The 26,771-nt window shown below is 45.7% G+C and carries 22 protein-coding genes and 1 tRNA gene; 15 read left to right on the top strand and 8 right to left on the bottom strand.

The annotated features are described in order from the left end of the window. The first annotated feature begins 123 nt into the window (after positions 1-123). The 4 genes from ACSHX2_RS02110 to ACSHX2_RS02125 all read left to right on the top strand — a co-directional run bounded on the left by ACSHX2_RS02110 (position 124) and on the right by ACSHX2_RS02125 (position 4,307). Positions 124-1,527 carry a tetratricopeptide repeat protein gene (locus ACSHX2_RS02110; protein ID WP_435690104.1) on the top strand — a complete coding sequence of 468 codons (1,404 nt, stop codon included), beginning with the start codon at positions 124-126 and terminating at the stop codon, positions 1,525-1,527. 185 nt (positions 1,528-1,712) lie between these two features. Continuing rightward, positions 1,713-2,024, top strand: coding sequence for a translation initiation factor IF-1 (gene infA, locus ACSHX2_RS02115; protein ID WP_435690220.1), 312 nt, complete (start codon positions 1,713-1,715; stop codon positions 2,022-2,024). Between the two features lie 35 nt (positions 2,025-2,059). Then, positions 2,060-2,419 carry a Spx/MgsR family RNA polymerase-binding regulatory protein gene (locus ACSHX2_RS02120; RefSeq protein ID WP_435690106.1) on the top strand — a complete coding sequence of 120 codons (360 nt, stop codon included), beginning with the start codon at positions 2,060-2,062 and terminating at the stop codon, positions 2,417-2,419. Positions 2,420-2,465: 46 nt separating this feature from the next. Next, positions 2,466-4,307 carry an SLC13 family permease gene (locus ACSHX2_RS02125; protein ID WP_435690108.1) on the top strand — a complete coding sequence of 614 codons (1,842 nt, stop codon included), beginning with the start codon at positions 2,466-2,468 and terminating at the stop codon, positions 4,305-4,307. Positions 4,308-4,362: 55 nt separating this feature from the next. On the opposite strand, the gene ppk1 is transcribed toward ACSHX2_RS02125, so the two are convergent. After that, positions 4,363-6,465: a polyphosphate kinase 1 gene (ppk1, locus tag ACSHX2_RS02130; RefSeq protein WP_435690109.1), complete on the bottom strand. Its 2,103-nt coding sequence runs from the start codon at positions 6,463-6,465 to the stop codon at positions 4,363-4,365. A gap of 4 nt (positions 6,466-6,469) precedes the next feature. Then, positions 6,470-8,032: a Ppx/GppA phosphatase family protein gene (locus ACSHX2_RS02135; protein ID WP_435690111.1), complete on the bottom strand. Its 1,563-nt coding sequence runs from the start codon at positions 8,030-8,032 to the stop codon at positions 6,470-6,472. Between the two features lie 165 nt (positions 8,033-8,197). On the opposite strand from ACSHX2_RS02135, the gene ACSHX2_RS02140 reads away from it, so the two are divergent. The 7 genes from ACSHX2_RS02140 to ACSHX2_RS02170 all read left to right on the top strand — a co-directional run bounded on the left by ACSHX2_RS02140 (position 8,198) and on the right by ACSHX2_RS02170 (position 15,539). Continuing rightward, positions 8,198-8,617, top strand: coding sequence for a secondary thiamine-phosphate synthase enzyme YjbQ (locus tag ACSHX2_RS02140; RefSeq protein WP_435690222.1), 420 nt, complete (start codon positions 8,198-8,200; stop codon positions 8,615-8,617). Between the two features lie 9 nt (positions 8,618-8,626). Further along, the gene (locus tag ACSHX2_RS02145; protein WP_435690113.1) at positions 8,627-9,385 is read left to right on the top strand and encodes an RluA family pseudouridine synthase; all 759 of its coding nucleotides are present in this window, start codon (positions 8,627-8,629) and stop codon (positions 9,383-9,385) included. A gap of 28 nt (positions 9,386-9,413) precedes the next feature. Then, on the top strand, positions 9,414-10,172 hold the full coding sequence (locus tag ACSHX2_RS02150; protein ID WP_435690115.1) for a Nif3-like dinuclear metal center hexameric protein: 759 nt from the start codon (positions 9,414-9,416) through the stop codon (positions 10,170-10,172). A 496-nt stretch (positions 10,173-10,668) separates the two neighbouring features. Next, the gene (locus ACSHX2_RS02155; protein ID WP_435690117.1) at positions 10,669-11,862 is read left to right on the top strand and encodes a hypothetical protein; all 1,194 of its coding nucleotides are present in this window, start codon (positions 10,669-10,671) and stop codon (positions 11,860-11,862) included. Between the two features lie 133 nt (positions 11,863-11,995). Beyond that, complete coding sequence (locus tag ACSHX2_RS02160; protein ID WP_435690119.1) at positions 11,996-14,140, top strand: GumC family protein; 2,145 nt, start codon at positions 11,996-11,998, stop codon at positions 14,138-14,140. A 26-nt stretch (positions 14,141-14,166) separates the two neighbouring features. Then, complete coding sequence (locus ACSHX2_RS02165) at positions 14,167-14,754, top strand: polysaccharide biosynthesis/export family protein (RefSeq protein WP_435690121.1); 588 nt, start codon at positions 14,167-14,169, stop codon at positions 14,752-14,754. 86 nt (positions 14,755-14,840) lie between these two features. Then, positions 14,841-15,539, top strand: coding sequence for a PDZ domain-containing protein (locus ACSHX2_RS02170; RefSeq protein WP_435690123.1), 699 nt, complete (start codon positions 14,841-14,843; stop codon positions 15,537-15,539). Between the two features lie 12 nt (positions 15,540-15,551). Here ACSHX2_RS02170 and ACSHX2_RS02175 read toward each other — a convergent pair whose 3' ends face one another. Further along, positions 15,552-16,802 carry an OmpP1/FadL family transporter gene (locus ACSHX2_RS02175; RefSeq protein ID WP_435690125.1) on the bottom strand — a complete coding sequence of 417 codons (1,251 nt, stop codon included), beginning with the start codon at positions 16,800-16,802 and terminating at the stop codon, positions 15,552-15,554. A gap of 129 nt (positions 16,803-16,931) precedes the next feature. Between ACSHX2_RS02175 and ACSHX2_RS02180 the strand changes: the two genes are divergently transcribed. After that, positions 16,932-17,774 carry an ion transporter gene (locus ACSHX2_RS02180; RefSeq protein ID WP_435690126.1) on the top strand — a complete coding sequence of 281 codons (843 nt, stop codon included), beginning with the start codon at positions 16,932-16,934 and terminating at the stop codon, positions 17,772-17,774. A gap of 10 nt (positions 17,775-17,784) precedes the next feature. On the opposite strand, the gene ACSHX2_RS02185 is transcribed toward ACSHX2_RS02180, so the two are convergent. Genes ACSHX2_RS02185 through argC form a run of 3 tightly spaced genes read right to left on the bottom strand, consistent with a single transcriptional unit; the run spans position 17,785 to position 20,656 of the window. Beyond that, positions 17,785-18,285, bottom strand: a complete 501-nt coding sequence (locus tag ACSHX2_RS02185) for a LysM peptidoglycan-binding domain-containing protein (RefSeq protein WP_435690128.1) — start codon at positions 18,283-18,285, stop codon at positions 17,785-17,787. Positions 18,286-18,326: 41 nt separating this feature from the next. Then, entirely contained in the window at positions 18,327-19,589 is a 1,263-nt protein-coding gene (argJ, locus tag ACSHX2_RS02190; RefSeq protein ID WP_435690130.1) for a bifunctional glutamate N-acetyltransferase/amino-acid acetyltransferase ArgJ, read from the bottom strand. A 23-nt stretch (positions 19,590-19,612) separates the two neighbouring features. Next, positions 19,613-20,656: an N-acetyl-gamma-glutamyl-phosphate reductase gene (argC, locus tag ACSHX2_RS02195; RefSeq protein WP_435690132.1), complete on the bottom strand. Its 1,044-nt coding sequence runs from the start codon at positions 20,654-20,656 to the stop codon at positions 19,613-19,615. Between the two features lie 67 nt (positions 20,657-20,723). On the opposite strand from argC, the gene ACSHX2_RS02200 reads away from it, so the two are divergent. From ACSHX2_RS02200 to ACSHX2_RS02210, 3 genes are all read left to right on the top strand, one after another. Next, positions 20,724-20,800: transfer RNA gene (locus tag ACSHX2_RS02200), tRNA-Pro, on the top strand. A gap of 281 nt (positions 20,801-21,081) precedes the next feature. Continuing rightward, positions 21,082-24,615: a proline dehydrogenase family protein gene (locus ACSHX2_RS02205; RefSeq protein WP_435690134.1), complete on the top strand. Its 3,534-nt coding sequence runs from the start codon at positions 21,082-21,084 to the stop codon at positions 24,613-24,615. 253 nt (positions 24,616-24,868) lie between these two features. After that, positions 24,869-25,096, top strand: a complete 228-nt coding sequence (locus ACSHX2_RS02210; protein ID WP_435690135.1) for a hypothetical protein — start codon at positions 24,869-24,871, stop codon at positions 25,094-25,096. Positions 25,097-25,171: 75 nt separating this feature from the next. Here ACSHX2_RS02210 and thiD read toward each other — a convergent pair whose 3' ends face one another. Beyond that, positions 25,172-25,987, bottom strand: a complete 816-nt coding sequence (thiD, locus tag ACSHX2_RS02215) for a bifunctional hydroxymethylpyrimidine kinase/phosphomethylpyrimidine kinase (RefSeq protein ID WP_435690137.1) — start codon at positions 25,985-25,987, stop codon at positions 25,172-25,174. Next, on the bottom strand, positions 25,980-26,678 hold the full coding sequence (locus tag ACSHX2_RS02220) for an alpha/beta fold hydrolase (protein ID WP_435690139.1): 699 nt from the start codon (positions 26,676-26,678) through the stop codon (positions 25,980-25,982). Before ACSHX2_RS02220 ends, thiD begins: the two co-directional genes overlap by 8 nt. Positions 26,679-26,771: the final 93 nt, after the last annotated feature.

The following is a 26,771-nucleotide window of genomic DNA, read 5'->3' on the forward strand; positions in this document are numbered from 1 at the left end:
ATAGTTTTTCTCTCTGAAATTTTAGCGTTAGCTTGCCATGAGATGTGATTTAGGCATGATATCGCAAATCTTGACTCTAGCTATACTAGTTAGACCCACACCCAACCCAAATTACCGACCTTAATGAGCAATCAATTCGTAGAAGTCACGGAAGCTGACTTACCGCAAAACCTAAAGGTTCTCTGGTTAAAAGGCATCTCCGCAGTGGAAATGCAGAACCATTCTTATGCTATTAATTTAATCAATGCTGTACTGAAAGAAGTTCCAGGTTTCTTGAAAGGGCGTAAGCTCGCTAGGCAGTGCGCGGTTAAATTGTCATCTGGACAAAAAAAGAAAATGAGTGCTATGGGTGCTATGATTTCTGGTGGAGTTAATACGATGAAGCTTTCCAGTGCAGCAAAGAAAGATCCCGCTGCAGCACTTATTCAGATCGAGAAAGAATTAGAGAAAAGTCCATACGATCCAGCGATCAATGAAGTGTTATTCGAGACAGCATTGATGATGGGCCTACCTGAAACAGCTGCTTTTGCTCTTGAAACTGTTCGTGAAGGTGCTCCCGAAAATACCAAAACACTTCATAAACTAGCTGAATATTATATTGGTAATGACCGTCCTGATCTAGCAACGGAAGTTTACAATGATATCGTAAAGCAAGTACCTGGAGATATTAATGCCGTTAAAGGTGCAAAGGACTGTTCAGCTAAGGCCTCGATGAAGCAACAGCGTTGGGGAGAAGGCGCAAGCCTGAATGAACTTAAGAAGGACTCTGCGGAGGCGAAGAAGCTTGAAGAAGCAGACCGTGCTGCAATGACTCGCGACCAAATGAAAGAGAAGCTAGCTGGGCTGATCGGTCAATACGAGCAGGATCAGAATGATCTCAACATAGTGAAGCAAATCGCGAAGCTATACGAAGAATTAGAAAAATGGGAATCAGCTCATGCCTTTTATGACTGGGCGTTTCAGATCAGTAATGGCGATACAGCATTGAAGCAGAAGGCTGAAAAGCTTGGTGATAAAGTAGCTAAGGAGGCTCTTAACGCATTAGAAACCCAGCTTGAAGAAGATCCTAATAATGAAGAACTACGCGTTCAGCTTCAAGAGGCTCGTAAAGCTCACGCTCTAGGCTCAGTGGCTGAAGCTTCAAAGCGTGTTGACCAAAACCCCACTGATCCTCAGCTTCGTTTTGAACTGGGTGAGGCCCTCTTTAATGCAGGTGACTACAGTGAGGCTATCCCACACCTTCAGCAGGCTACTCGTAATCCACATATTCGAACAAAAGTGCTTCTCACGCTAGCGCGAGCGTTCGATGGTAAAGGAATGCATGATCTCGCGATTAAGCAGCTATCAGATGCTTTAGCTGATCTACAAGCAATGGATTCTACGAAGAAAGAAGTACTTTATGAAAAGGGTCTGATTCATTCTAAACTGAATGCTAAAGAAGATGCTTTGGGATGCTTCAAGCAGATCTACGAAGTGGATTACGGTTATCGTGATGTTGCGAATCGAGTGGAGTCATCCTATAGCTAAAAATTTCTTGATTGGTTTTTATAGCCTCGCTCTCAGGTGGAGCGGGGCTTTCTTTTTGGCAGGATTTCGTAATTCAATGCAAATAAGTATTGCGAAGACGCTATAAATAATGAAGATGCGCGCCCGAGTGTCTCCTTTCAGCAAGAAACGAGACACACAACGAATTAAGCAACAAAGGAGACATTATCGCAGGAAAACCAAGAAGAGGTGGCGGACGCCGCCGCCCGAATAGAAGAGCTGGAGGTCCTGGCCGTCGTTTCAAGAAGAAAGTAGAAGACGATCGCGAAGATAAGGCTGTAGAAATCGAAGGCACTATCAAAACTGTTCTTGCGGGAACTATGTTTAGGGTAGAACTACAAGGTGGACATGAAGTCTTGGCGCACATTTCAGGTAAGATGCGTAAGCGTTTCATTCGTTTAGTGGTCGGTGACCGTGTGCGTATGGAAATGTCTCCCTATGATACGACCAAGGCTCGTATCACATTCCGGATCGGTTAATTCCTTTCCGATTTCCCATATTTGCGAAAACCCCAATGACGCGATACTACAGCTATAAAGGCTGCGGAACTTGCCGTAAGGCAATGAAGTGGCTGAGCGTCCATTCGATCGTAGTGGATGAGCTTCCTATTCGTGAAGCTCCTCCGACGATTGATGAACTACGCGTAGCTCGTAAGTCGGGTTATTCATTAAAGGCTTTGTTTAATAGTTCCGGTGGCGATTATCGAGAGCTTAATATGAAGGATAAACTTCCGACTTTGTCAGAGGATGAGGCTCTGGAGCTGCTCCATAGCAGAGGGAATTTAGTGAAGCGCCCTTTTGTTATTTCAGATAAGGGAGCCCTTGTAGGCTTCAAGGAAGCTGAGTGGGAGCAATTTTTTGGTGTTATATCCTGAATTTCTCTTGGGAGGAATGAGGTGAGTCTGATAGCTTTATAGCTCAATGGGTTTTTTTGAGAATTGGCAACAAGTGTTTCTCACGGTCTTAATGATCGTGGTTTTCTTGGCTTTTGTTAAGGAATGGCTTTCTGCAGAGCTTGTCGCTATTGGTGGGCTAATTGCTTGTGTGCTCAGTGGAGTCCTCTCAGTGACTCCTGGGGCCGAGAATAATGCCCTAGCAGTATTTGCGCACCCAGCGCCGATCACAGTGGCTTGTATGTTCATTCTGAGTGCGGCATTGGATCGTACTGGGGTGATCGAATCTCTAGGTGTATGGTTTGAGAATGTTGCTGCAAAAAGTCCGCTTAGGATGCTTGTGGTAATGATGGCATTAGTCTGTAGTTTGTCAGGTTTTGTAAATAACACACCTGTTGTGGTAGTGTTTATGCCGATTGTGTTAGGTATTTGTCGGCGGAAAAATTACATGGCGTCACGTTTCTTAATACCTCTTTCCTATGCTGCTGTGGCGGGGGGGACAGTGACTATTATAGGAACATCAACAAACTTAGTGGCTGCTGGAATAGCGAATAAGGTGATGGAGCCATTCACTATGTTTGAAATCACTCCGCTTGGTATTGCTTTCGTAGTAGTGACCTTCTTATACATGGTGACGATTGGTCGGAAGCTGCTTCCAGATCGTTCGACACTTGCTGCATTAATTGATAATGAGACGAGCCGAGAGTTTATCACTCATGCGTTTGTTAAGGAGAACTCTCCTTTGGCTGGAAAGCTGTTTCCAGATACCGAATTAGCAGGAGTACGCAAAGCTCGTGTGATCGAAGTGCGCCGGGGTGGAGCAAGACTAAACGATCCTTTACCTGATCTGCGCTTTGCCGCAGGTGATGAGGTTGTATTTAAGGGGAGTGTTGAAGCTTTGATGGGGGTTCGTGAGAATTCTGATGTAGATGTTAGAGGTGAAGAGGCGTTAGGTCTTGAAGATATTAGAACTGAGTCTGCAGTCTTGATGGAGGGCATTTTAGGTCCCGAGTCATCACTGATTGGTAAGAACCTGAAAGAGTTAAATTTTCGCCAGCGCTTTGGTGTCTTGATTTTGGCTGTTCACAGAAAGGGACAAAACCTTCGTGAGCGTTTTGAGGACGAGCGTCTGGTGTTTGGTGACACTTTATTGGTTCAAGGGCCGGCTGAAAAAATGCGGCAGCTTTTCCAGCAGAAGGATTTTATTAACCTTTCTGAGCCGAAGCATCGGGTGAATCGGGTGAAAAAAGCACCTTATGTTTTAATCGCACTAGCTGCATTTATCTTATTGGGAGCACTCGGTGGAAATTTTGGAATACCGATAATTCCAACAGTGTTGATAGCGCTTTGTTGTGCTTTCGGCGTGCTGGTGACTCGCTGCCTAGATCCAGGCGAGGCCTTCCAGTCTATTGAGTGGAAAGTGGTGTTTATGATTTGCGGCATGCTAGGTTTAGGGATGGCTATGGCGCAAAGTGGCCTAGCTGAGAATACAGCAAAGGCTGTAGTGAGTATGGTTGATGGCATTACTTTTGTGGATGCTGAGATGAAGCCATTCATCATGCTAGCCGCCTTTTATCTGCTGTCGAATGTGCTTACAGAGATGATTTCAAACAATGCGGTGGCAGCCTTATTAACGCCGCTCGCGATTTTTGTAGGAATACAAATGGGCGTGGATGCTAGGCCTTTCGTGGTATCAGTGATGTTTGGGGCTTCCGCGAGCTTCTCGACCCCAATAGGCTACCAGACAAATACTTTCGTCTATGGTGCCGGGGGATATAAGTTTAGTGACTTCTTTAAAGTTGGTTTCCCTCTGAATGTGATACTCTGGATTATGGCTAGTATCCTGATCCCAATAATTTGGCCATTTTAAATAGAAACAGCCAGAGTGTGAATCTGGCTGCTCGATAGGTAAAAGCTGCTGCTAGCTATTTAGGAGTGTGTGGCTCAAAGGTAGTGGTACGAAGATAAGCTTTTGCTTTTGAGGCCTGTGTCGCTTTTTTCTGCAGGTATTCTTGCATGCGGAAGCTAGGTTTGCCTTCTTCAATGATGCGTTCGGAGCTGCCATCAGTGAGAATCCTGTGAGCCTGTTGGTTGTCCTTAAATCCGGCTTCGAGAATATCGATCAGCTGGAGCTTAATGTCTTCATCTGCTACAGGAATCATGAGTTCGACCCGTTTTTCGAGATTGCGAGTCATCCAATCCGCTGAGGAGATGAATAAGAGTTCATCTCCGCCTTGATGGAATTGAAAAACGCGTGCGTGTTCGAGATAGTAATCGATGACTGAAACGACTTCTATGTTCTTAGCTTCTTTGCGTGTGCCTGTTTTAAGGCAGCAGATGCCGCGTATGTTAAGGCGGATGTTAACTCCAGCCTTAGATGCTTTATAGAGGGCATCGATGATGTCTTTATCTTGCAGTGAATTCACTTTAGCTGTGATCGCTGCTTTCTCTCCCGATTTAGCTCTAGATGCTTCACTCGCAATGAGTTCAAGTAAGCGCTTTTTCATATGCGTGGGGGCTGGAAAAAGTCTCTTGGTAGTGAGTAGTTTAGATCTTCCGGTGACAGCATTAAAAATCAATGAGGCATCGGAACCAAAATCGTTTCTAGCTGTGAGTATGGACGCATCAGTGTAGAGGCGAGCTGTGGACTCGTTATAGTTTCCTGTGCCGTAGTGGCAGTAGCGCTTGATCGAGCCAGCTTCTTTCCTAATCACTAATGTGATCTTAGCGTGGGTCTTTAGACCTTTTACTCCGTAAACGATTTGAACTCCTGCACGCTGGAGTTCCTCGGCACGGTGAAGGTTCCTAGCTTCATCAAAACGGGCTTTGATCTCGACGAGTACAGTAACTTGCTTGCCGTTTTCGGCGGCACGAATGAGTGCATCAATCACGCGTGAGTGCTTAGCGGTGCGATAGAGTACTTGCTTTATCGCTAACACGTCTGGGTCTGTAGCTGCTTCCTCAATAAATCTTATAACTGGGTCGAAGCTGTGATAGGGATGATAGAGGAGTATATCTTTCTTGGCGATTTCATCAAAAATAGAGTTTTGGTAGTCAATTTCAGCTGATGACTGAGGTTCCCAAGACGGGGCTTTGAGATCCTCGTAACCTGATATGAAGGCTATCTGCATGAAGTCATTAAGACAGAGAGCGCCATCTATTCTGTAGATTTGCTCGGGTGATGCGTTTGTGATTTGCTTGATTGCGTTTTCAAGCAGCCTAGAACAGCCACTTCGGAGTTCTACTCTGACGGTATTACTCGTTTTTCTAGCGGAGAGGACTTCTTCCATTTCTCCAGCAAGATCGATAGCGTCTTCTTCCTGAACGACAATATCACCATTTCTTGTGATTCTAAAGACACTATGAGAATGAACGCTTTCACCAGGGAAAAGCTGGTTGGCATATTGAGCAATGGCGTCTTCGATTGGGATGATGTAGTGTTCACCTTGATCGCCAACTTGAATAAAGCGCTCGATTCCTTCGTTGATAGGAATGAATACAACACGGTTAGTCTTATTTTTTGCCTGAATAACACAGGCAACGATAAGTGTCATAGCTGGGAGGGTCAGTGGAGGTGTGTCGTTGTCGCTCTCGTCAGGCTCGAAACTAAGTGGAGTCAGTAAAGGTGAAATAGCCTCAGTGAAACGTAGTCGGACAAAATCTTCTATGTGTCTAGGTAGATCTTTAGGTGCACAGAAGTTGATGCCGTTTTCCTTTAGCTGGGGGAGAAGCTCTGTGTTATAGAGTACGTATTGTTCGTGAATTTGTAGACTAATTCGCTTCTTGATAGCCAAAAGTTGTTGTGTGGGGGTTAACCCAGCAATATCTTTTTTTCTAGATCCAGTACTTTTGAGTAGGGTGAGGCCTCCCACTCGAACTTGGAAAAATTCATCCATGTTAGATGCTGAAATAGCCAGAAACTTTAAGCGCTCGAGTAAAGCCTTCTCTTTGCGTTGAGCTTCGCTGAGTACTCTCTGGTTGAACTCAATCCATGAGAGTTCTCGATTAATGTATGAAGAGGATGACATGATTTTAGCTGAGTTTGTCTTCGACAAGATTGATTTGCAGGCCGAAAATATTTTCAAAAAGGTCGCCTTTACTGCGCATTGCGAGTCGCTCCGTATGAGCATCTGCTACTTGCTGAAGATAGATGTGGATCCTGCGGCGGCTGGTTCGAATTTCTATAGATTTCACTTTATTAGAGTGCGATCGGTCTAAGGCATCCGCCATGCGAAGGAAGGAGGCTAACTTAGAAACGCGCATTCTATTATGGGTATCTAAATCCTTATAAAGAGAGTGAGTCGGTTTGGGGACTGAGTTTCTGTGGTAACGTGTGATCAAGGCGATAATCTCTACGTCAGCTTTTGGTAGCCCAAAGATCTCACTATTCAGAATGATGTACTGAGAATGCTTATGATGGGCTCGATTATTAATAAACCCGCCAACTTCATGAAGTATCGCTGCAATTTGGAGTAGTAGAGCGTCATGACGGCTGAGCTTGTGAAGGTCTCCTAACTGTTCAAAGAGTGATAGAGAAATTCTAGCAACCTGTCTGGCATGACCCATGTGGACTTGGTATTTCTCTGCGACTTTTTCGGTAGAGCGGAGTACTTCATCACTGAAGTCACCGGAGAGCGACGGGATTATATTTAGATCGTGTAGTAGGCCTTCTTCGTAATCACTTTCAGGAATATGTAGACGTTTGGGCTCAAATGCTTCGCTGACTGCTAAATTGATTTCAAGAGCTGGTAGAATGGCTTCAGCTGTTTGGTAGTCGACTTGGAAGCTGCGAACAATCTCGTCATCGTTCATTTCAGAGGCTTCGTCACACAGCTCTTTGAGAGCATTAATAGAACAGGATTTATCTTTGAAGTGCTTGATGTGAGGTCGAAGAAGCTGGATCTCGTATCCTATGAGGACAATGTGCTCGATGTCTTCATCACGATATTCATCGATCAAGGAGTCAAGTACGCCTTGGATTTGAGATCTAACAGACTTTCTGTAGTTGCTTGGTCGGCCGGATGTGGAAGATATTCTTTCACCTGTCCGGTGCACACCTAGACGGTAACTACTATAGGAGGTGATTTTGCCGTTTTTAAGAAGTATGGCACGCGTATTTCCCGGCCCTACATGAAGAACCAACGTTGTACGTGATTTCATCGAGGGAGTGTCGCTTAGACGTCGGCGTGTTTTGAGGTAAATGAGACGAGTCATTTCGCCGTCATCTAGAATTTCAACATCGAGATCACAACCGATATGAATACGGTTGAGGAATACTTCAATATTGCTCGACTCAGATAGGATGTTTGTGGCTACGACCCGAATTTTATTGATTGCTGAAACGGGGACGAATTCGGTGAGTGTCTGCTTGTAGCCAGTCAAAATGTTTACACATCGCTCGATAGTAGTACGAGTGATTTTCCCCCGGCTAAAGACATCGTGCGCAATAGGTGCAGATTGCTCAAGGAAGTCGATTTGTTCTGAGCTCCCATCCTCATGAGGAATAAAAATAAGTAGTGATATAGAGCTCGCTCCAATGTGGATAGTAGCACTTACGTTAGAGCTTCCTTGGTGTGCAAGTGTTTCTGAACTCATATAGCGGAATATGCTATCGTTAGGAAGCTGAAGCAATCCATAATGTAGGCTTTTGTTGTGACAATATTGTGATGCAGAATATTTGCCTATAACCTATTTTGCCCACCTTAATGGGTTGAATAATACGAGGTCACTAGTTAACTTTTTCTAGAGAGAGGTGTTATGATGGCTGTGTACCAGAAAGAATTAGAATTTGAAACTAGAGGGAAGGGGACTTATGAGATTTCACATGAAGTCGAAGCCTTGGTTCGCGAATCTGGAGTACGCATCGGGACTGTTACTGTGTTTGTTAAGCACACGAGTGCCAGCTTAGTCTTGATGGAGAATGCGGATCCTAGTGCGCGTCGAGACCTTGAAATGTACTTCGATCGACTGGTGCCTGAGGATACGGATTATTTTATTCATACTCATGAAGGCCCTGATGATATGCCTTCTCATATTCGCATGGCGCTCACAAGAAGTAGTGAGGTGATTCCAGTGAATGAAGGGCGTATGATACTAGGAACTTGGCAAGGGCTGTTCTTGTTTGAGCACCGCATAGCTCCACATCGACGACGAGTTATTATTACAGTGTTGGGTGAGTAGAGTGGGCTAATGGGAAAAGAGCCTATAGATGTGAATGCTTCGTTTGAAGTTATCGACGAAACCGAGCTATGGATTGCGGTTAATAAACCTGCGCCTTTAATAGTACACCCGACTAGTGGTAAAAGTGAACCAACCTTACTGGGAGGGGTGGAGGAATTGTTACGTTATGAGATGATTAATGGCGCTCGGTTATCCATTATTAATCGTTTGGATAGAGAAACGAGTGGTGTAGTGCTGATCGCCAAAGCTAAACCCTCAGCGAGGGAGCTTGGTCGAGCGATGGAGCGCAGAAAGATTTCAAAGGAGTATATAGCAATCGTTCATGGCTGGCCGGATTGGCTGGATCTGGAATTAAGTGCTCCTCTTTTGAGAAAAGGGGAGGTTACTGAGTCCCCTATATGGGTGAAGCAAATGGTGCATCCAGAAGGGAGAGAGTGTATCACTAAGTTTAGGGTGCTAAGGAAGTTTCAGAGAGGTGGGCTTAAGTGTTCGGTGCTGAGGGTTTTTCCTGAAACTGGACGTATGCATCAGATTCGAGTGCATTTAGCTCACCTAGGTTTTCCTATCATTGGAGATAAAATCTATGGAGAGGATGAGAGCTGTTATTTGGAATTTATAGATACCGGGTGGTCAGAGCGTTTGAGAAAGTTACTACACATTGAGAGGCATGCGCTCCATGCATCTCGGATGATTGTTGATACTGATGGTGGTCTTTTGGATATAAAGGCGCCGTTGGCTAGTGACCTTGAATGTTTTTTAGAGTGTTGAATGCCGGGACACATGTTAGATTCAGGGCATGGCTGATCTTAATGAAATCATTAGTTTCCTAGAGTGTGAATTAGACACTGGTAATATCCCTGACTATTCGGCGGCTAATAACGGGCTTCAGTTGGCTAATAAGGGAAAAGTGACAAAAGTAGCTGCTGCGGTAGATGCCTCTCTGCCTGTGATTAGGAAAGCGATCAATGCTGGTGCAGATCTCCTTATAGTCCATCATGGCCTCTTTTGGCAAGGAGCTCAAAATATCGTAGGAGCCCAGTATGAAAAACTGAGTGAAGCTATTCATTCGGATTTAGCGATTTATAGCAGTCATATACCTCTCGATGTGCATCCTATACATGGGAATAATGCACTTCTAGCTAAGGCGATAGGGATGAAAAATCCTCAAAAGTATCATAGTTGGAAGGGGATTTTACTAGGACTGAAACAGGAAATGGATTTGGAGTTTGAATCGTTTATTAATACTGTAGAGGATGCGGTAGGTAGCTCGATTCATTTTTGCCGTGGTAGATTAAAACCTACGGTTGGTACTGTGGGCGTTATTACAGGCGGTGCGGGTTCTGAAATCGCTGCGATGGCTGAACAGGGGATTGATACCTTTGTTACGGGAGAGGGTCCACATTGGAGCTACCCGCTAGCAGAGGAATTAGGGGTGAATCTTATCTATGCCGGACACTACGCGACTGAGACTTTTGGGGTGAAAGCATTAGCTAGTCTTATTTCAGAGAAATATGTAATTAAGTCTGAGTTTATAGATCACCCGACAGGCTTGTGATCTGAATGCTAACACTCGTAGCGACAAAGCGTTTCTTATTTGCTGTGTGTTCAGCTTCCGTAATAAAGAGCTTGCAAACAGGAGTTTAAATCAATTAGTGTGGCCTGCAAGTCACATGATATACATATGCGGGGGAGCTTCAGTGAAAATAGTCGCGCCTTAACTAACGGTTATTATGTTACTTTTCCCGCCCATTAAGACGACCCCCAGATATGCACTGACTAGTGCATTATTTATGACATATACTGTATCCATATTAGCCATTAAAAAAGAACCGACTAAGAGTTTTGACTTATCAGTCGTGGAGTCTGGTCTTGTGGAATCTCTGAAGTGGTTTTCTCACAAAGTATTGGAAATCATCTCCAGAGCGCTTGCTTCAAATGAAACTTGTGCAGTTGCGACAGGATTGTCAGCGCCTCAATTCGTCATAAAAACACGTCACGATAGTGACAAAATAGGGCGACTAGATGGAAATTTACTCTAAACAACATACTACATGAAATTGATAAAAATCGGAGCAGCACTCGCTCTAACAGCTGGAACACTATCAGCGCAGGGGGTATTTGAAGTATCTCCAAACGATGGTGTATCTGAATCTATTCCATTGGAATTTTCAGCATTTGTAAACTTAGGTTGGGATGATAACATCACTCCTACAACGAATTCAGGTGATGAATCCCTTTACACTAGTTTCGGTGTTGGCGCAAACTATGTGAACTTCACACCTCAGAATGTGGTTGATGTGAATCTTCTGCTTGGGATGCTATACTACTTCGATAATGTCGACGACCCAAACGCCGAGGATACATACTACACAATTCGTTTGCCATTTAGTTTCACGCATCACGTGAGTGAGCGTCTTCGGTTTGAGACATCTAACTACCTTTTCTACGGTCTAGAGCCAGATTATAATTATGGAGTAGTAAATGATCGTACTAATGATGAATATTTCTTCTTTTCCACAGACAACTCTGTCGGCTACAAGTGGACTGAAAGACTGGGGACCTACACTGGTATCCAATGGGATACTCTTAATTACGACGGAGATGACTCGCGCAATGATCGTCAGAATCTAGTTCTGTATAATCAATTTCGTTATGTTGTAAGCCAGCAAACCATTGCTACTTTAGATTACCGCTACCGCTTTACAGATGTCACCGATGGGCGAGATAGCGATAACCAGAAAGTATTGTTAGGCTTTGAGCATCGCTTTAGTGAGACTTCTGTATTGATTGCTCGTGCAGGTGTGCAATACCGTACGCTTGAAGGGGCTAATAGTCAGACAGACCCGACTTTTGAGATAGAGTATCGCAACAAAGTGAATGAGTCATTTCAGGTGAGTGCTAGTACAGCATACGAGATCAATGATTACGGAACCTCCTTGGTTCTAGGTGATAGCTTTGAGAATAATCAGGTATTTCGTATAAACATTGCTGGTGATTACTACCTTTCTCCAGACCTCTTCTTTACTGGTGGTGTGAACTACATCAATAACCACTACTATGGAGGTACTCCACCTAGTGATACTGTGGATACATTTAATATGTATATTGGTGCTACCTATCAGATTATGCACAACCTCAGTGGTAATATTAATTACAACTACACAACTTCTGACGATGAGACCGGTGCACTTAATCGTAATTACGATCGTAACCGTGTTCAAACAGGTCTAACTTACACATTCTAATAGTGTCATAACTATTCAGATTGGACTTTAAATTTAGCCTTCTTTGCGCTTCTAGCAAAGAGGGCTTTTTTCTTTGATCTACCAAGATCTAGAGTGTAGTTCTATCTACTCAAATTGACGTTGAATACCCACGATGCAAAAAAACTCTTCATTGAATACATCTGATGCAGCACTCCACGCTGTCGATTATTGGCAAATATTAAAAAACCGATATGGGATCATTCTTTTGACGTTCATTTTGGTCGCCCTTACCGCAGCTGTAATTACCTATGTGATGCCTAAAAAGTACGAGGCTAGCACGGTCATCTTGGTGAACCCTTTAGGCTCGAAAAATCAAGTTATGGGGAATGCGTCCTCACAACTCATGACGCGTCAATTTTTTGGAACTCAATTCAAAATAATTGAGTCAGAGGAAAATTTAAAAAGAGCAGCAGAGCGTTGTCAGCTTCCAGAGAAAATGGGAGTGAGTCTAGATGAGGCCGCTTTAGTTCTCAAAAATGGACTCAGTACTCGTCAAGAGCGTGGTACTGATATGATTGAGATTGCACTCCGCATGACCAAAGAGAACCGTGAGTACGTGAAGCCTCTTACTGAGGCCGTTGCGGTAGCATATAGTGAGCTTCGTACCAACCAGGAGGTTAAGCGGCGTGAGCAAACACGCTATGAATTAGATAAGAAAATTCAAAAGCAAGAGGATATCGTAGAGGACTATCGTAACAGGCTACTTCAGTTTTCGACAGAGACAGGAATTATCTATTTCGATAGAAATAACAGTGGCGGAACGACTGATACGGTTAGACGAGGTCTTGTAGTGCAAGAACAGCTTTATGATGAAGCCATCAAGGAAAGGGACGAGTTAGAGCTTCAGGTCAAAAACATCATAGGACTTGATGATGATTCATTGATCTCACACGTTGCTGGTTTAAATCGCCCTGAGAGTGGGATTGTACAACGTACTTGGGAACAATATCTGGAAGAAAAACGTGAACGATCAGGGATGTTGGCCCAGGGGCTCGGTGCGAACCACCCTCAGATTAAATTATTAGACGCTCGTATTAAGATACTTCGTGAAGATCTCGATACGAAAGTGGTTAAAATTAGATCCTTACTTAAGACCTTACTTAACGAGGCTCAGGCTAAGGTTGAGCGCCTGAAAGAGTCATCAGAGAGTTCTCAGGATGACGCTCGAGCAACAGCAGCTGATTACACGAAATTTCAGACCTATGTGAAAGAGTATGAAGATGAACTGGATGCTTTGAAAACAATGAAGACTGGTGAGGTTATGGAGAACCTTCAAGAAGGGCTCTCCATCGACCCAATTGAGTTTTACGATTACCCTGAAGAGCCTGAGGTTGCTGACTATGTGTCACCCAATTGGATATTGAATATGGCGTTGGGCAGTGTTGCTGGTATGATTTTCGGGGTGGGTATTGCGTTTGCGTTAGAGTTAATGGATACTTCAGTGAAATCACTTGAAGACGTAGAGCGCTATCTAGATGTGCCTGTGCTCGCAGTCATACCAAAAGATATTGATGTTCTTCATAAGCTGGGTACTTCTAGCCCCGATGCCGAAGCGTATCGTATTTTACGGACGAACATTGAGTTCAACCGTAAAAATCCTGACGACAATGCAATTACCGTAGTCTCTGGGGGAGCCGGTGAAGGGAAATCAACCACACTGGTAAATCTTGCATATATTTGTGCTCAAGGAGGGTATTCCACTTTGATGATCGATGCTGACCTTCGTCGCCCTCGACTACATACCATGTTCGATATTGCAAATTCAGTGGGACTAACTAACTATCTAACAACGGACTTGCTCTTAGAGGACGTTATTCTCCAGACAGCTACTGAGAACTTATATTTCATGCCTTCAGGGGTCCTTCCGGCAGATGCGGCAGGTATTTTGAATTCCCGTCGTATGTCTGAGTTGATACAAGATGTGAAGGGTCGCTTCGATCTGGTTCTGATTGATTCGCCTCCTATACTAGGTGTCAGTGACGCATCGGTACTAGCCAGTGAAGTCGATTTGACAATGATTGTCGTTCAGCACCGCAAGTTACCACGAAATATGCTTATCCGTGTGAAGCAGGCTGTTGAGAATGTGGGCGGAACAGTCCTAGGGGTTGTGCTTAACAATGTGGATGTGCGTAGTGATAGTCAGTATCAGTACTATACTAGCTATTACACCTATTATTCTCCAAGTGAACAAGCCTCAGCTGCTAAAGGTAAGAAGGGGAAGTCGACTAAACCTTCGGAGTCCGAGGGTCTTTACTAATCCTATATCTATTGTTACCTTATATTATGAAAAAAATCTTAATACTCTTCTGTCTTTTATTGGGACTGACGCAGTCAATACTGATGGCTAGTTACGTCTCAAATGGTGAAAAAGTAACCATCACAATCAAAGGTGTGCCTCAATCTGAGCAAGCTGCGATTAATGGTGAGTACGTGGTTAGCGACGGGGGATTACTCTATATGCCAATGCTAACTGATGGAATCAAAGCCTCAGGCAGCTCGAGCTCTAATGTGGCTCGCCGTATTGAGGCTGCCTACAAAGGAGCTAAGATTTACGCGAATCCTCGAATAACGATTATTACGACAAAGGATAATCTAGAGCTCGAGCAGACGATGAAGAAGAATAATGAGTATGTGACGGTGGCGGGTCACGTGAAGCGTCCAGGTCCTGTGCAATATAATCAAGGTATGTCGATCTATGATGCCGTAGCTTCAGCGGGTGATTCTACAGCTTTTGGAGCGATGAATCGAGTTCAGTTACTACGTAATGGTAAGCGTAGCTTGTATAATCTGAAAAAAGATGTTCACCGCACCTACAAAGTTAAGCCAGGCGATACGATTACTGTACCTGAGAAGAACTTCCTAGGACAGTAAACTCGATAACCAAAATCCCAGATCCACCTTAAGACCTATTCTGATTGAAGAATGGGTCTTTTTATTTCATTTCTATGAGAGTGAGTATGTATCAAAGAATAAAGTTGATCGTGTTAGCGCTAATCGCTGGTACTCAGATGTTTTGTAATGCTAACGAACAGGAGCTGCTACTTGAGAGAATGGGGGCAGATAGTTACGAGATACGTCAAAAAGCCTATGGTGAGCTAAATGAATGGGCTCTCAATAATAAGTCGCTCTCGATTCCTTTACTCTACGAGAACTTGCAACTCTCTTTGAGCCCTGAGGTGAATATGCGAGTGAATGAAATACTGCGTGAGATTGTTTTGTCTGATCACTTTGGTAGGCCGCCAGGCTTCATCGGAATTGAACTAGGCTCACTGCTGATGCCGATCGATGGTAAACAAGTGCCAGTGGTGGTAATAAACCGCGTGATTCCTGACTCAGCAGCAACGAAGCTTGGTTTGAAACCGGGAGACGTTATTTCATCGCTCGAAGGAAAGAGGATGACCGAGCATGAGCTGCGCAATTCTGGTATGACCGCAGAAGCATTGTTTATCAGTCGTGTAAGCAAAAAATTCAAAGGTGATCAGTTGCATCTGGGAATGTATGAAGATGGTGAAGAACGTGATGCCGTACTTACTTTGGGAGAGCGTCCCGACTATTTACCTAGCTCCAAACCTAAACCATCACAAGCGGTTAAGGACGCTTACTACGAACAATGGCTCAAGGATAAAAAAGCATTTGAGCCATCAGCTGAAAAATGATTTCTAGTTGCCCTAAAAACTACCATTGAAGGCTAGGCCCAGTATGTGAACGTTCCCTTTGAGCTTTCCTTTAAATGTACCTGTAGCGTCAGTTTCATGTAGTTCGACACTGTTGGCAAATACGTAGGTATAACCAATGTCGATGGAGTAGTTGTTATTTACCTGATAACTAGAGCCTACACTAAGCCAGTAGCGGTCTGAGTCTGGGATGCGTAGAGTCCGGAAATCTTTGCTCTGCACTGGGCTTTCATCAAAAGCTAATCCTACACGGTAAGTCCACTTGTCATTACATTGGTACGTCGCACCAAGTGCTATGCGAAAAGTGTCTTTCCAGTTCTCTTCTTTTGGGAAGTCTTGTGTATTTGTTTCAATGACGAGTTCTTCGAACACGCTCCAGTCTGTCCATGTGAAGCTGCTGTGTAGGGTCCATTGATCATCAAGTTCATGATACCCACTTAGCTCAATGGATTGTGGCACCTCTTGTTCGACCTTTGCATCAGTTTTACCTCCAGGAAAGGGTAGGAGATCTGTCGTAAGAGACCCTTCAAGAGATAAATCAACTTTAGAATAATAGGAGAGGCCAATGCGCGTTTTTTCATTCAACTCGTAGAGTGTCCCAATATTAAATCCGTAAGACCAGCCGTCTCCTTCGACATTAACTATGTCCGCTCCTGCAGCGGGCGAGGCTAAGTCACTGCTGATCGAGTTAGTGAGTGTGCCTTCAGTTTGAATTGCATCAAAGCCAGCACCAAGGCTCCATTTACTGTTGATCCTGTAGGCAATTTTGGGGCTGATATAGATAGTGGTGATTTCACTTTTATTCGCCTGAGAGGTGGCTAGAAAGCTTTCGGCATAGTCCGTACTTAAGCCAAACCTAGAGTGCAGCGCGAGACCTAGAGCCCAGTCTTCTGAGACTTTGTGAGAAATGTATAGATATGGCACTACGGCCTCCGGTGCAGGCCCATCATCTGATGTGTCAAGACTGAGAGGTGAGCCTGTAGGGGTAAATGTCCCGGAGACTTCTATGTTTGGTGAAATGTAGGATGCTCCAGCCGAGATACTCCATTTTTCTAGAAGTAGCATATTTGCCGCATTTGTGGCTATCGCTGATGCGTCTTCTGCAATAGCTGCTTCACCAGCGAATGCTCTACCTAATCCAGATACAGAGCGTTCTTGGAGCTGAAAACCGGCTGAGTAGCCGATGTTGCTAGATGTAAGTAGAGTGCCACAAAAAAGGGCGCGGAATAGGTGTGAGGAGGGCATTAATTATGTGATTTTAGAATTCAAACACATGTTAGGTCAAGGTTCATTACAATTTATACTTGGTAATGTCAGTTTTTTGTCTGCAATGTGGATTGACAGTAAGATTGTTAGACGTGGATAATTGTGGTAATGTCAGCAGTGGAATCAAAACAGCAAGCGAGCTTTAGGGAGCGTACGCGACTCATTATATTCGAAGCCGAAACTCCTGCTGGTAAGGCGTTTGATGTTGCGCTGCTCTGGTGTATCGGGCTGAGTATTCTGGTCGTCATGTTAGAGACCGTAAAAGGGCTTGATGCGCAATACTCTAAAATTTTACTGGCATTTGAGTGGTTTTTCACTGTGATATTTACAATTGAGTACCTCCTGCGGATTTGGTGTAGCAGGCAGCCATTGAAGTATATAACGAGCTTTTATGGTATTGTTGACTTACTCTCTTGCCTGCCAGCGTATGTCGTTTTGTTTTTTGGGGCATCCTCCGCTTTCGGAGTTGTTCGAGCTTTGCGCCTACTACGGATGTTCCGAATCTTAAAAATGGTGAACCATGTCAAAGGAGCTGAGGTGATCCTTCATGGCTTAGTAAGGTCAAAGGAGAAGATTACGGTCTTCTTTTTTGCAATTCTTTTAATGGCGGTCATTGCTGGGACATTGATGTATTACATCGAGGGTCGCCAAGCTGATACGCAGTTTACGAGCATCCCTCGGAGCGTTTACTATGCTATTGTATCCATCACGACAGTTGGCTACGGGGATATTACTGCGCAGACTGAATTGGGACGCTTCCTAACAACTATCATGATTTTGACAGGTTATGCTGTGATTGCAGTGCCGACAGGTATTGTGACTAGCGAGATGATGAAGCTTCAGGAGACGGATAAAACTTCAGATGCTTGCCCAGGCTGTGGTGTCCACGGGCATTTACCTGACGCTAAGTTTTGTCGTCGCTGTGGAAGCAGTATGAACGAAGGGAGCTGATTCCTTAATTTTATCGTGGAATGGTCAAGCGCTGACCTAGTCCGATAGTCGTCCCCCGCATATTGTTAGCTTTTTGAATAGAGCTAACAGATGTGCCGTATTTCCTAGAAAGGCCATAGAGCGTGTCTCCGCGTTTCACCGTATGAGTAACAGTAGGCTTAGCCTTGGGCTTTGCTGCTACTTTCGGTGTCGTTTTGGGCTTAGTTGGGGGTTTTACAGTCGGAGGAGGTGGGGGCGTAACCGCGGCATACTGTTGAGGTGCTGGAGTTGGAGTCACAACTGGAGCTTTGGTTTTCTTTTTACCTCGAGAAATATATTTCCTCTTAGGTGGGTTGTCCGCCCACTTATCCACATAGTTACCACTGCTATCGAATGGTCCAAAATTGGGTTGGTAGCCAGCAGTTTCACGTACTTCGATCGTGCCGCCAGCTTGGTGTCCACAGCTGGACAGTAGTAAGCTCAGTGCTGCTGTAGAGGAAATGAGGAGCGTAAGTGGAGTGCCGTGATGCATAAAGGTATGTACGAGTGGGTACTGAGTAGTCTATCGGGACTTTATTGATTGGTAAGGCCGTCTTTACGAGCTTGTTTCCAGTAGGCGTATTCAGAGCGGTTGAAATCTATGTACTCTGGTGACATGTCACTGGTATAAACCGTGTATTCCGCGTCACCTAAGTGAAGGTCGATTGTGATAGTGAACTTATCTTTACCTACAGTCTTCCTAAGTTCATCCATAGGGGTCTTAGCTTCTAAACCGCCTATACAAGCAGGTTTTGAACCTATGTGGATATCAATAAGTTCCTCACGGATCATGGCGCGTGAGTAGCCAACTGCGTGAATGATTCGTCCCCAGTTAGGGTCGTTACCGTTCCAAGAACTCTTGACCAATGCGGAGTTCGCTACAGCTTCAGCTACCTTTTTGGCATCGCTATAGGTACGAGCTCCATTGACTTTAACTGTGACAAACTTAGTGACGCGCTCACCGTCCCTAACCAGAGATTTTGCCATTTCGAGCATGATGAATTCTAGGCTCTCTCTAAAAAGTCGATAGCTCTTTGAGTTTCTCTGGATACGAGGCATTCCACTCTCACCATTTGCTAGAACAACAACGGAGTCATTTGTGCTCATATCACCATCGATGGTAATTCGGTTAAAGGAATTTTCTACAGCGTCATGCACTGCTTTGTCTAGATTAGTACGACCGATATTTGCATCAGTCGTGATAAAGCAAAGCATGGTAGCCATGCTCGGGCAGATCATTCCTGCGCCTTTAGCGCAGGCTCCAATCTTGACTTTGTGACCATCAAGATCCATCGAGATTGAAATCTCTTTGTGTGTTGTGTCACTAGTCATTATAGCCTGAGCGACTTCAGTCCCTTTTTTGGGATCTAGTCCAGAAACGAGTTCCGGAAGTTTGGGTTCAATGCGAAGCATCGGCATTGGTAAACCAATGACTCCAGTCGAGCATACGGCGACTTGGCTTTGGCGGAGTCCTAGAGCCTTAGCCACGGTCTTCGCTGATTTTCTAGCATCTTGGATTCCTGTAACGCCAGTACAAGCATTCGCATTGCCGCTATTGGCAACAATTGCTTGAACGTCTCGATCTCTTAGGTGCGCTTGAGACACTCTGACAGGCGCTGCTTTTACTCGATTCGTTGTAAATGTGCCTGCTGCGACACACGGGACCTCACTATAAATGAGGGCAAGGTCGAGTCGCTCGGTATCTGGATTTTTAATTCCAGCGGAGACAGCATTGGCTAAAAAGCCCTTTGGGGCACATACCCCACCAGGGATTTTGCGAAAAGGAGTCGTCGACATAATGATTCGTTCGTTACGGATAATTAGATGTTCTGTAGGCCCGCTTTTGGCGCAAGCCCAGTCATCAAGTTAAAGCTCTGCACAGCTTGTCCTGCAGCGCCTTTACCTAGATTATCCTCAGAGCTAAAGAGTAAAACTCTTCCAGTGCGTTCGTCAACCGCCCAGCCAATATCAATGAAGTTTGTCCGTGTGACATTTTTCGTGTCAGCAGTCTGCCCTTCACCGAGTAAGCGAACAAATGGTTGGTCTGCGTAAGCGTTATTTAACGCAGCACTCACTTCATCGGCAGAGCCCTTGATCACAGCGCTAGTTGTGGTGCAAATTCCATTGTGAGTCGGTACTAGGTGGGGCGTGAATGACATAGCGACTTGTTCCCCTGCAGCGATGCTAAGCTCTTGCTCTATCTCAGAGAGATGGCGGTGCTTGGGCACACTGTATGCGCGTACGCTTTCGTTAGCTTCGCAAAATGAAAAGAGAGTGTTACTTGTTTTTCCAGCTCCACTAACACCGCTCATAGAGCAAGTGACAATAGATTGTGGATCGATGAGCCCTTTTTCGAGCAATGGGACAAGTGGTAGAATAATGCTGGTCGGGTAGCATCCTGGGGAGGCTACGAGTCGTGCTGTAGCGATTGACTCAGACCTTCCTTTTAGCTCAGGCATGCCGTACACGGCTTCTTTTAAGAGCTCTGTAGCTGGGTGAGCTGCACCATAGAACTCTTCATACACTGCTGGATCGTTGAGACGAAAGTCAGCAGAGAGGTCGACGACACGAACACCTAGTTCGAGTAAGGCGAGAGCGTACTCAGCTGCAACTCCATGAGGAAGAGCTAGAAATGCCACTTCAGCGCCACTCGCTTTAATGGTGGCAGCGTCTGGTTCTGTGAAGCTTAAGTCACTTCCTTCTATTTGGGAAAATCGTGGAAAAATGGAACCGAGCGGCTGACCCGCATACTGGCGAGAGGTGACGCAACTCAGTTCGGCATTTGGATGCATTAGTAAAAGCCTAAGTAGCTCCATCCCTGTGTAGCCACTTGCTCCAACTACTGCTGTTTTGATCTTCTGCATGCTTTGAAAATGCAGTAAATTTCTGGCTTGCCAACCCCGAATTGCTACTTATCTTCGCCAGCGTGTCCGGGACTTAGCGCAGTTTGGTAGCGCGCCTCGCTGGGGGTGAGGAGGTCGCAGGTTCGAATCCTGTAGTCCCGACCATTTTAAAAAATGCGAGTCTCGATGGAGGCTGGCTTTTTTTATGCCGCAAGGATGAGAACGTAGTTCGACTCCTGAGCGTGAATCACGCGATCCTACCTCAACATGCGGAGGAGCATGTTGCTGATAGCAGATCAGGAGCGGAGCGACAATAATCCTGTAGTCCCGACCATTTTTTCTTAGTGGTTTGTTGCTGAACTAGTCTTTTTTCTGGCAATAGAGTCTGTTAGAAAAGATTTGAGACTTAGTTGGGCATATGGCCGATGCTGTACTAGGTTAGATCTATGGGCAAATTTGAGTCATTGTTAGATGGGGCGCAGCTACGAGGGGTAAGTGATGAGCAGTTAGCTCAAAAAGCTGTTACACTGGCGGAAGTTATTCTCAATAGGGCGACTCAGCAGCAAAAGATTAGCGAGCGGTATCAGGCGTGGAAGATGTCGCGGATGATGGGGGATCCAGCTGGGAAGGCTCTGACTCTAGCCTTGGCTGATCAAGTATTTCGCCCTTTGAATCACACGCGCTCGGCTGATCAGTTTCGCTATTTAGTGAGAGAGTATGGTGTGCCAAGTTATTTGCCAGTGTACGAGCGGGTCGCGATGCAGGTCGGGGCTTTTGCGTCTGCGCTAGCTCCAGAAATGGTGATGCCGGCTGTGACTAAAAAAATGCGATCGGAGAGTGATCAGGTCATCCTGCCTAGTGAGGACGCAGAACTGAGACCTCACCTAGCGAAGCGCAAGAAGCAGGGGACCCGCATGAATATTAATCAATTGGGCGAAGCTGTTTTAGGGGAGGGGGAAGCTGAGCACCGGGTGCAGCAGGTACTGGATCGATTAGCTAGTCCAGATTGTGAGTATATATCGGTGAAGGTTTCTTCGATTTTTTCTCAAATAAACCTAGTGGCCTACAAGAACACTCTAGAGCTGATTAAACAGCGTATACGCCGGCTTTATCGCTGTGCTAGTGAGTTTGCTTTTACGAATGAAAAGGGGGAGCTGCGGCCGAAGTTTGTGAATCTCGACATGGAGGAGTACCGAGATCTCCGCCTAACCTGTGATGCTTTTATGCAGGTGTTAGACGAAGCTGAATTTAAGATGCATCGAGCTGGCATTGTGCTCCAGGCCTACCTACCAGATTCCTATAAGCATCAAATTGAACTGACTGAGTGGGCAACTAGGCGCAGCGCTGCTGGCGGGGCGCCTATCAAAATTCGTATTGTAAAGGGTGCTAACTTGGCGATGGAGTCTGTGGAGGCAAGTCTACATGACTGGCCGCAGGCTCCTTACTCAACAAAGCTGGAAGTGGATGCTAATTATAAGCGGATGGTGCTCTATGGTTGTGTTCCTGAAAATGCTAAGAATGTGCAGCTAGGGATCGCTTCTCATAACCTATTTGAGATCTCCTATGCTTTGTTGATCCGAGCTCGTGAAGGCGTGGAGGAATTTGTAGAGCTAGAGATGTTAGAAGGGATGGCGAACCATCAGGCTAGGGCTGTCCAAGAGCTGGCTGGTGGGCTGTTGCGTTACGCTCCAGTGGTGAGAAAAGAAGATTTCCACACAGCCATTTCTTATCTCGTTCGTCGGCTGGATGAAAATACGCATGAAGAGAATTTCCTTCATGATATTTTTGGCATGAAGCCTGGTTGCCCTAAGTGGAATAAGCAAAAGAAGATGTTTTTTGACGCGTGTGCGATTGTTAATACGCTGACCGATTCCCCAAATCGGGTGCAGGTACGCGCTATGGAGGTGTATGCAGCAGATTATTTAGCGCCATTTTGTAATGCCCCTGATACTGACTGGAGTTTGCGCAAAAATGCGTATTGGATCACTGATAAAGTCGAAGCTCGTAAGGGGGTTACTATTGAAAATATCCCTCTACAAGTAGGAGGGAAGTTGATTCATACAAAAGACATGGGGCTGGGTTTTGACCCATCCAAGAATACCCAGTTGTATCAATATTCATTGGCTGATCTTGATCTTGTGAAAGATGCACTAGACGTGGCTGAAAGTGCGCTGCGATCATGGTCGGGTAGGACGATAGAGGAGCGTGCGAGAGTTTTAAAAGATGTGGCTGTTGAGATAGAGCGCTATCGCGGAGAGTCCATCGCAGTGATGGTTCAAGAAGCAGGGAAGGCAGTGGCTGAAGCTGATGCTGAGATCAGTGAAGCGATCGATTTTGCTAATTATTATGCTGAGAGTCTTAGCTGGGATGGGATGCTCGATGGTGTCGCTTTGAAACCTTTGGGAACAGTAGTGATCACTCCGCCTTGGAATTTTCCTTATGCTATTCCGTGTGGCGGAATTCTTGCTGCGCTGATGGCTGGCAATGTGGTGATCATGAAGCCTGCGCCTGAGGCGGTGCTGACCGCTTGGGTAATGGTTCAGCAGCTATGGCAGGCTGGAGTGCCAAAAGAGGTGCTTCAGTTTGTTCCCTGTCCTGATACAGAAGTGGGACGTAGTTTAGTGGCTAGCGAACGAGTGGGCGCTGTGGTTCTCACTGGTGCCTATGAGACGGGGAGAATGTTCCAGCAGTGGAAGCCTGATATGCGCCTTTTGGCGGAGACCTCTGGTAAGAACTCGTTGATCATTACGAATGCCGCCGACCCTGATTTGGCTATTAAAGACTTAGTGAAAGGATCTTTTGGGCACTCTGGGCAGAAGTGCTCAGCTTCGTCGTTAGCTATTTTAGAAGCAGATGTTTACGATAATCCCGCTTTTATGCGTCAGCTTAAGGACGCGGTGAAGAGTCTCGCTGTCGGGCAGTCTTGGGACCTTTCTTCGGTCATCACTCCATTAATGGTGGAGCCGGAGAGTAATCTTGAAAGAGCTCTGAGTTCTCTAGATGAAGGCGAGGAATGGTTGCTTAAACCTCAAATGTTAGAGGGGAATCCACGACTCTGGACACCAGGGGTAAAGCTGGGGGTTACGCAGGGGAGTTGGTTTCATAAGGCTGAATGTTTTGGTCCAGTGTTGGGCTTAGTGCGTGCGAACGACTTAGATGACGCGATGCAGATTCAGAATGATTCTGACTTTGGTCTGACTGGAGGAATCCATACTTTAGATGATCGCGAAATAGCGATTTGGCGAGAGCAAGTGGAGGTGGGGAATGCATACATTAATCGTCCCATTACTGGCGCGATTGTGCGGAGGCAACCTTTTGGCGGATGGAAGAAGTCATGCTTCGGCCCTGGGGCAAAGGCGGGTGGTCCAAACTACGTCTCGATTTTTGCACGTTGGGAACAACAGGAGTTACCTCGGTACGCTGCCACACCGAGGTCTGAGGTCTGGTGCTTATTGGGCATTTTACAAACCGAATGCGAGCAACCTGAATTACTTGATGCCGCAGCCAGCAGCCAGGCATTTTGGATGGCTAAGGAATTTGCCGTAGAGCATGATCCGTCAAAGCTTCACGGAGAGTCGAATCACTTTCGCTATGTGCCACTCAAGCGACTTTTGGTACGTAGAGCTGGAATGACGCAAAGCGAATTTTCAGTGGTGTTACTCGCTGCTAAAACCGCGCGTGTGGCAGTAGAGGTTTCTTCAGAGAGGGAAATAGAGGTCGACGGCTATAAGGTGATAGTGGAGTCTGAGCTTAAGCTGGCAAAACGCCTTTTAGTGGATAATCGGATTTATTCTAGTCTACGGGTTTTAGAGCCGGGTGAAGAGTTACGCCGTGCCGCAAACGATGCGGCTCTTCAGTTGTGTGATTGGGATGTGCTGCTTAACGGTCGGCTAGAATTACTTCATTATTTCCGAGAGCAATCGATTTCAGAGTGCACGCATCGCTATGGTAATATGATTCCAAAGCCACACACTTTCTGAGGTGCAGCGTAGGCTTTCATAATACTCATATAAGTTGTGGCGCTGATAGGAATAGTCATTGGGAGGGATTCATCTTAAAGTAGTGTGGATTAACTAGTTTTAAGACCAAATGAGAGCTTCAAAAAAAGAGGTTTAGAGGTAGGCTGAGTTCTGAAAAAAGGCTTGTTATCTTATTTTCGTACTTTAGAAGGAAAGCAGATGTCCACAGGGGAGACATGTTAGAGGCATAAATTAACCTGTAGAAACCAAATTAATGTTACTGAAAAATACTAAATTAGCCCTTCGTGTGAACGATGGGAATCTCAATCACCATTTATGGAATAATCGTGGAGTTTGGTGGTGTCACCTTACTGTCCACAAGTCTGACGCCACAGCTGAGCGTCTTCGTTTTTCTCTTAAAACACGCGATGTAGAAGAAGCTCGCAAAAGAAGGGATAACATTTTTAGCGATATCTCTAAGCACTATTCTATCGCGGCATAAGCCTGCTGGAAAGTGTTTCAACCGTAACCCGCATTACCTCGCCTCGAGTTTTGCGGGTTTTTCTTTTCCCAGATTCTAGAGATTTAGAGAATCTGGGCTAAGCTGGTTGAGCGCCTGTACTTGTTCTCCATCCGGCGAGCTGAACTGGAAGGATTCTGAGATAGCTGAGTGCACCCAATGTTTTGCTGTTTGGATGGCTTCAGGGATGGAAAGTCCACGACTTAGATTGGCCGTGATAGCTGCAGATAGCGTGCAGCCGGTTCCGTGCGTGCTGTTTATTTCCACAGTGGGAGCACTGAAATGATGGATTTTACCCTCGTGCCAAAGTACATCAATGCGTTCATTTCCTGCAGGTAAATGACCACCTTTGATGAGGCAGGAAATATTATAGATGGATCCGATTTCCTGTGCCGCGTCATCCATTTGTTCCAGCTGTACGATGTCTTGGCCGAGCAGAACTGAGGCCTCAGCGAGATTCGGCGTGACGAGCTGGGCAATGGGGAGCAGGCGGCTGACATAGGCCTCTACTGCGTCGTCCTTGAGTAGATGTGCACCAGAGCTTGCGACCATGACTGGGTCGACGATGATGGGTATAGGCTGTTGCTGGAGTAACTCAGTGATGGCAACGATATGTTGCTTAGAATAGAGCATACCCGTTTTGATCGCTTTGATCTGATAGGTTTCTAGCAATATGCGAATTTGATCCTGAAGCACTGCTGGTGGGACAGGGTGGATCGAGATAACTTCATTCGGAGTCTCAGCTACTACACAGGTGATCGCCGTAAGGCCGTGCGTTCCAAAGTAGGAAAATGCTTTAAGGTCAGCCTGAATACCAGCGCCTGAGGAACAGTCGGAACCTGCGATAGAGAGAACTACGGGTGGTTTATGCATAATGAGCGTGCTGTTTTGTCGAGAAATCTTTGATGAGTACTGCGCATTCTTCCGGAAGTGATTGGAGGAGGAGGTGCGGAGCGTCTAGCCAGTGGGTAGTGGCATCTCCATACATCATGCGCAACTGATTTTGCGCTTCCCAGGGAATCATTGTGTCATTTTGGGCCTGAAGGATTTGGATGGGCACGTGTTTGATATTTGGGCATTGCTCTACCTCTAGGCTTAAGACTGCTCGAATGCGCTGACTGAGTGTTTTTGAAGGAATCGATTTGACTATCTTCCTTAGAGCTTCCACTTCCATATCGGATGCGTCTTCTCCTATGAGGAAATGGCGCAGAGCCCCTTTTGTCGGGCGTAGCAACATAAGTGGGCGTAGGGGAAGTAGGGCTAAACTAGGGTTGGTGGGAGATGCGCAAAAGCTAGCAGCGAGAGTGAGGGCGTGTACGGAGTTTGGGAACTGTTCCGCAAGTCGTAGAGCGAGTGGACCAGAAAAGCTCTCGGCTACCAGTGCTCTGGGGATGGTCCAATCCAGATTATGGGTTAACCAAGCGAGCAGCGAGTCGTATGACTGAGGAATATCTTCAGGGTAGTTGACTAGCTCAATAGCTACCTCACCAAGAGCCTCTATGAGTGGGTCAAATAGTCTAGATGTGCCGTGCAAGCCAGGAAGGAGAGTGTAGGTAAGCTGCATGTCTACAGAGTTATACGTAGGGTGAGTGAACTATTTTGCATCATGGCTGAAAAAGGTGTTCGATGACAAGAACTTCACGGGGAGTCTACTCAC

The organism is Rubritalea sp. (assembly GCF_051252225.1).
GTDB lineage: Bacteria > Verrucomicrobiota > Verrucomicrobiia > Verrucomicrobiales > Akkermansiaceae > Rubritalea.

What these genes read in the sequence shown, in the direction of transcription:
- ACSHX2_RS02110 (WP_435690104.1), top strand. Translation starts at nt 124, where the DNA reads ATGAGCAATCAATTCGTAGAAGTCACGGAAGCTGACTTACCGCAAAAC.
- argC (WP_435690132.1), bottom strand. Translation starts at nt 20,656, where the DNA reads ATGCAGAAGATCAAAACAGCAGTAGTTGGAGCAAGTGGCTACACAGGG.
- argJ (WP_435690130.1), bottom strand. Translation starts at nt 19,589, where the DNA reads ATGTCGACGACTCCTTTTCGCAAAATCCCTGGTGGGGTATGTGCCCCA.
- ACSHX2_RS02210 (WP_435690135.1), top strand. Translation starts at nt 24,869, where the DNA reads ATGTTACTGAAAAATACTAAATTAGCCCTTCGTGTGAACGATGGGAAT.
- ACSHX2_RS02125 (WP_435690108.1), top strand. Translation starts at nt 2,466, where the DNA reads ATGGGTTTTTTTGAGAATTGGCAACAAGTGTTTCTCACGGTCTTAATG.
- ACSHX2_RS02170 (WP_435690123.1), top strand. Translation starts at nt 14,841, where the DNA reads ATGTATCAAAGAATAAAGTTGATCGTGTTAGCGCTAATCGCTGGTACT.
- ACSHX2_RS02175 (WP_435690125.1), bottom strand. Translation starts at nt 16,802, where the DNA reads ATGCCCTCCTCACACCTATTCCGCGCCCTTTTTTGTGGCACTCTACTT.
- ACSHX2_RS02220 (WP_435690139.1), bottom strand. Translation starts at nt 26,678, where the DNA reads ATGCAGCTTACCTACACTCTCCTTCCTGGCTTGCACGGCACATCTAGA.
- ACSHX2_RS02120 (WP_435690106.1), top strand. Translation starts at nt 2,060, where the DNA reads ATGACGCGATACTACAGCTATAAAGGCTGCGGAACTTGCCGTAAGGCA.
- thiD (WP_435690137.1), bottom strand. Translation starts at nt 25,987, where the DNA reads ATGCATAAACCACCCGTAGTTCTCTCTATCGCAGGTTCCGACTGTTCC.
- ACSHX2_RS02160 (WP_435690119.1), top strand. Translation starts at nt 11,996, where the DNA reads ATGCAAAAAAACTCTTCATTGAATACATCTGATGCAGCACTCCACGCT.
- ACSHX2_RS02150 (WP_435690115.1), top strand. Translation starts at nt 9,414, where the DNA reads ATGGCTGATCTTAATGAAATCATTAGTTTCCTAGAGTGTGAATTAGAC.
- ACSHX2_RS02155 (WP_435690117.1), top strand. Translation starts at nt 10,669, where the DNA reads ATGAAATTGATAAAAATCGGAGCAGCACTCGCTCTAACAGCTGGAACA.
- ACSHX2_RS02135 (WP_435690111.1), bottom strand. Translation starts at nt 8,032, where the DNA reads ATGAGTTCAGAAACACTTGCACACCAAGGAAGCTCTAACGTAAGTGCT.
- ACSHX2_RS02205 (WP_435690134.1), top strand. Translation starts at nt 21,082, where the DNA reads ATGGGCAAATTTGAGTCATTGTTAGATGGGGCGCAGCTACGAGGGGTA.
- ACSHX2_RS02180 (WP_435690126.1), top strand. Translation starts at nt 16,932, where the DNA reads ATGTCAGCAGTGGAATCAAAACAGCAAGCGAGCTTTAGGGAGCGTACG.
- ACSHX2_RS02145 (WP_435690113.1), top strand. Translation starts at nt 8,627, where the DNA reads ATGGGAAAAGAGCCTATAGATGTGAATGCTTCGTTTGAAGTTATCGAC.
- ppk1 (WP_435690109.1), bottom strand. Translation starts at nt 6,465, where the DNA reads ATGTCATCCTCTTCATACATTAATCGAGAACTCTCATGGATTGAGTTC.
- ACSHX2_RS02165 (WP_435690121.1), top strand. Translation starts at nt 14,167, where the DNA reads ATGAAAAAAATCTTAATACTCTTCTGTCTTTTATTGGGACTGACGCAG.
- ACSHX2_RS02140 (WP_435690222.1), top strand. Translation starts at nt 8,198, where the DNA reads ATGGCTGTGTACCAGAAAGAATTAGAATTTGAAACTAGAGGGAAGGGG.
- ACSHX2_RS02185 (WP_435690128.1), bottom strand. Translation starts at nt 18,285, where the DNA reads ATGCATCACGGCACTCCACTTACGCTCCTCATTTCCTCTACAGCAGCA.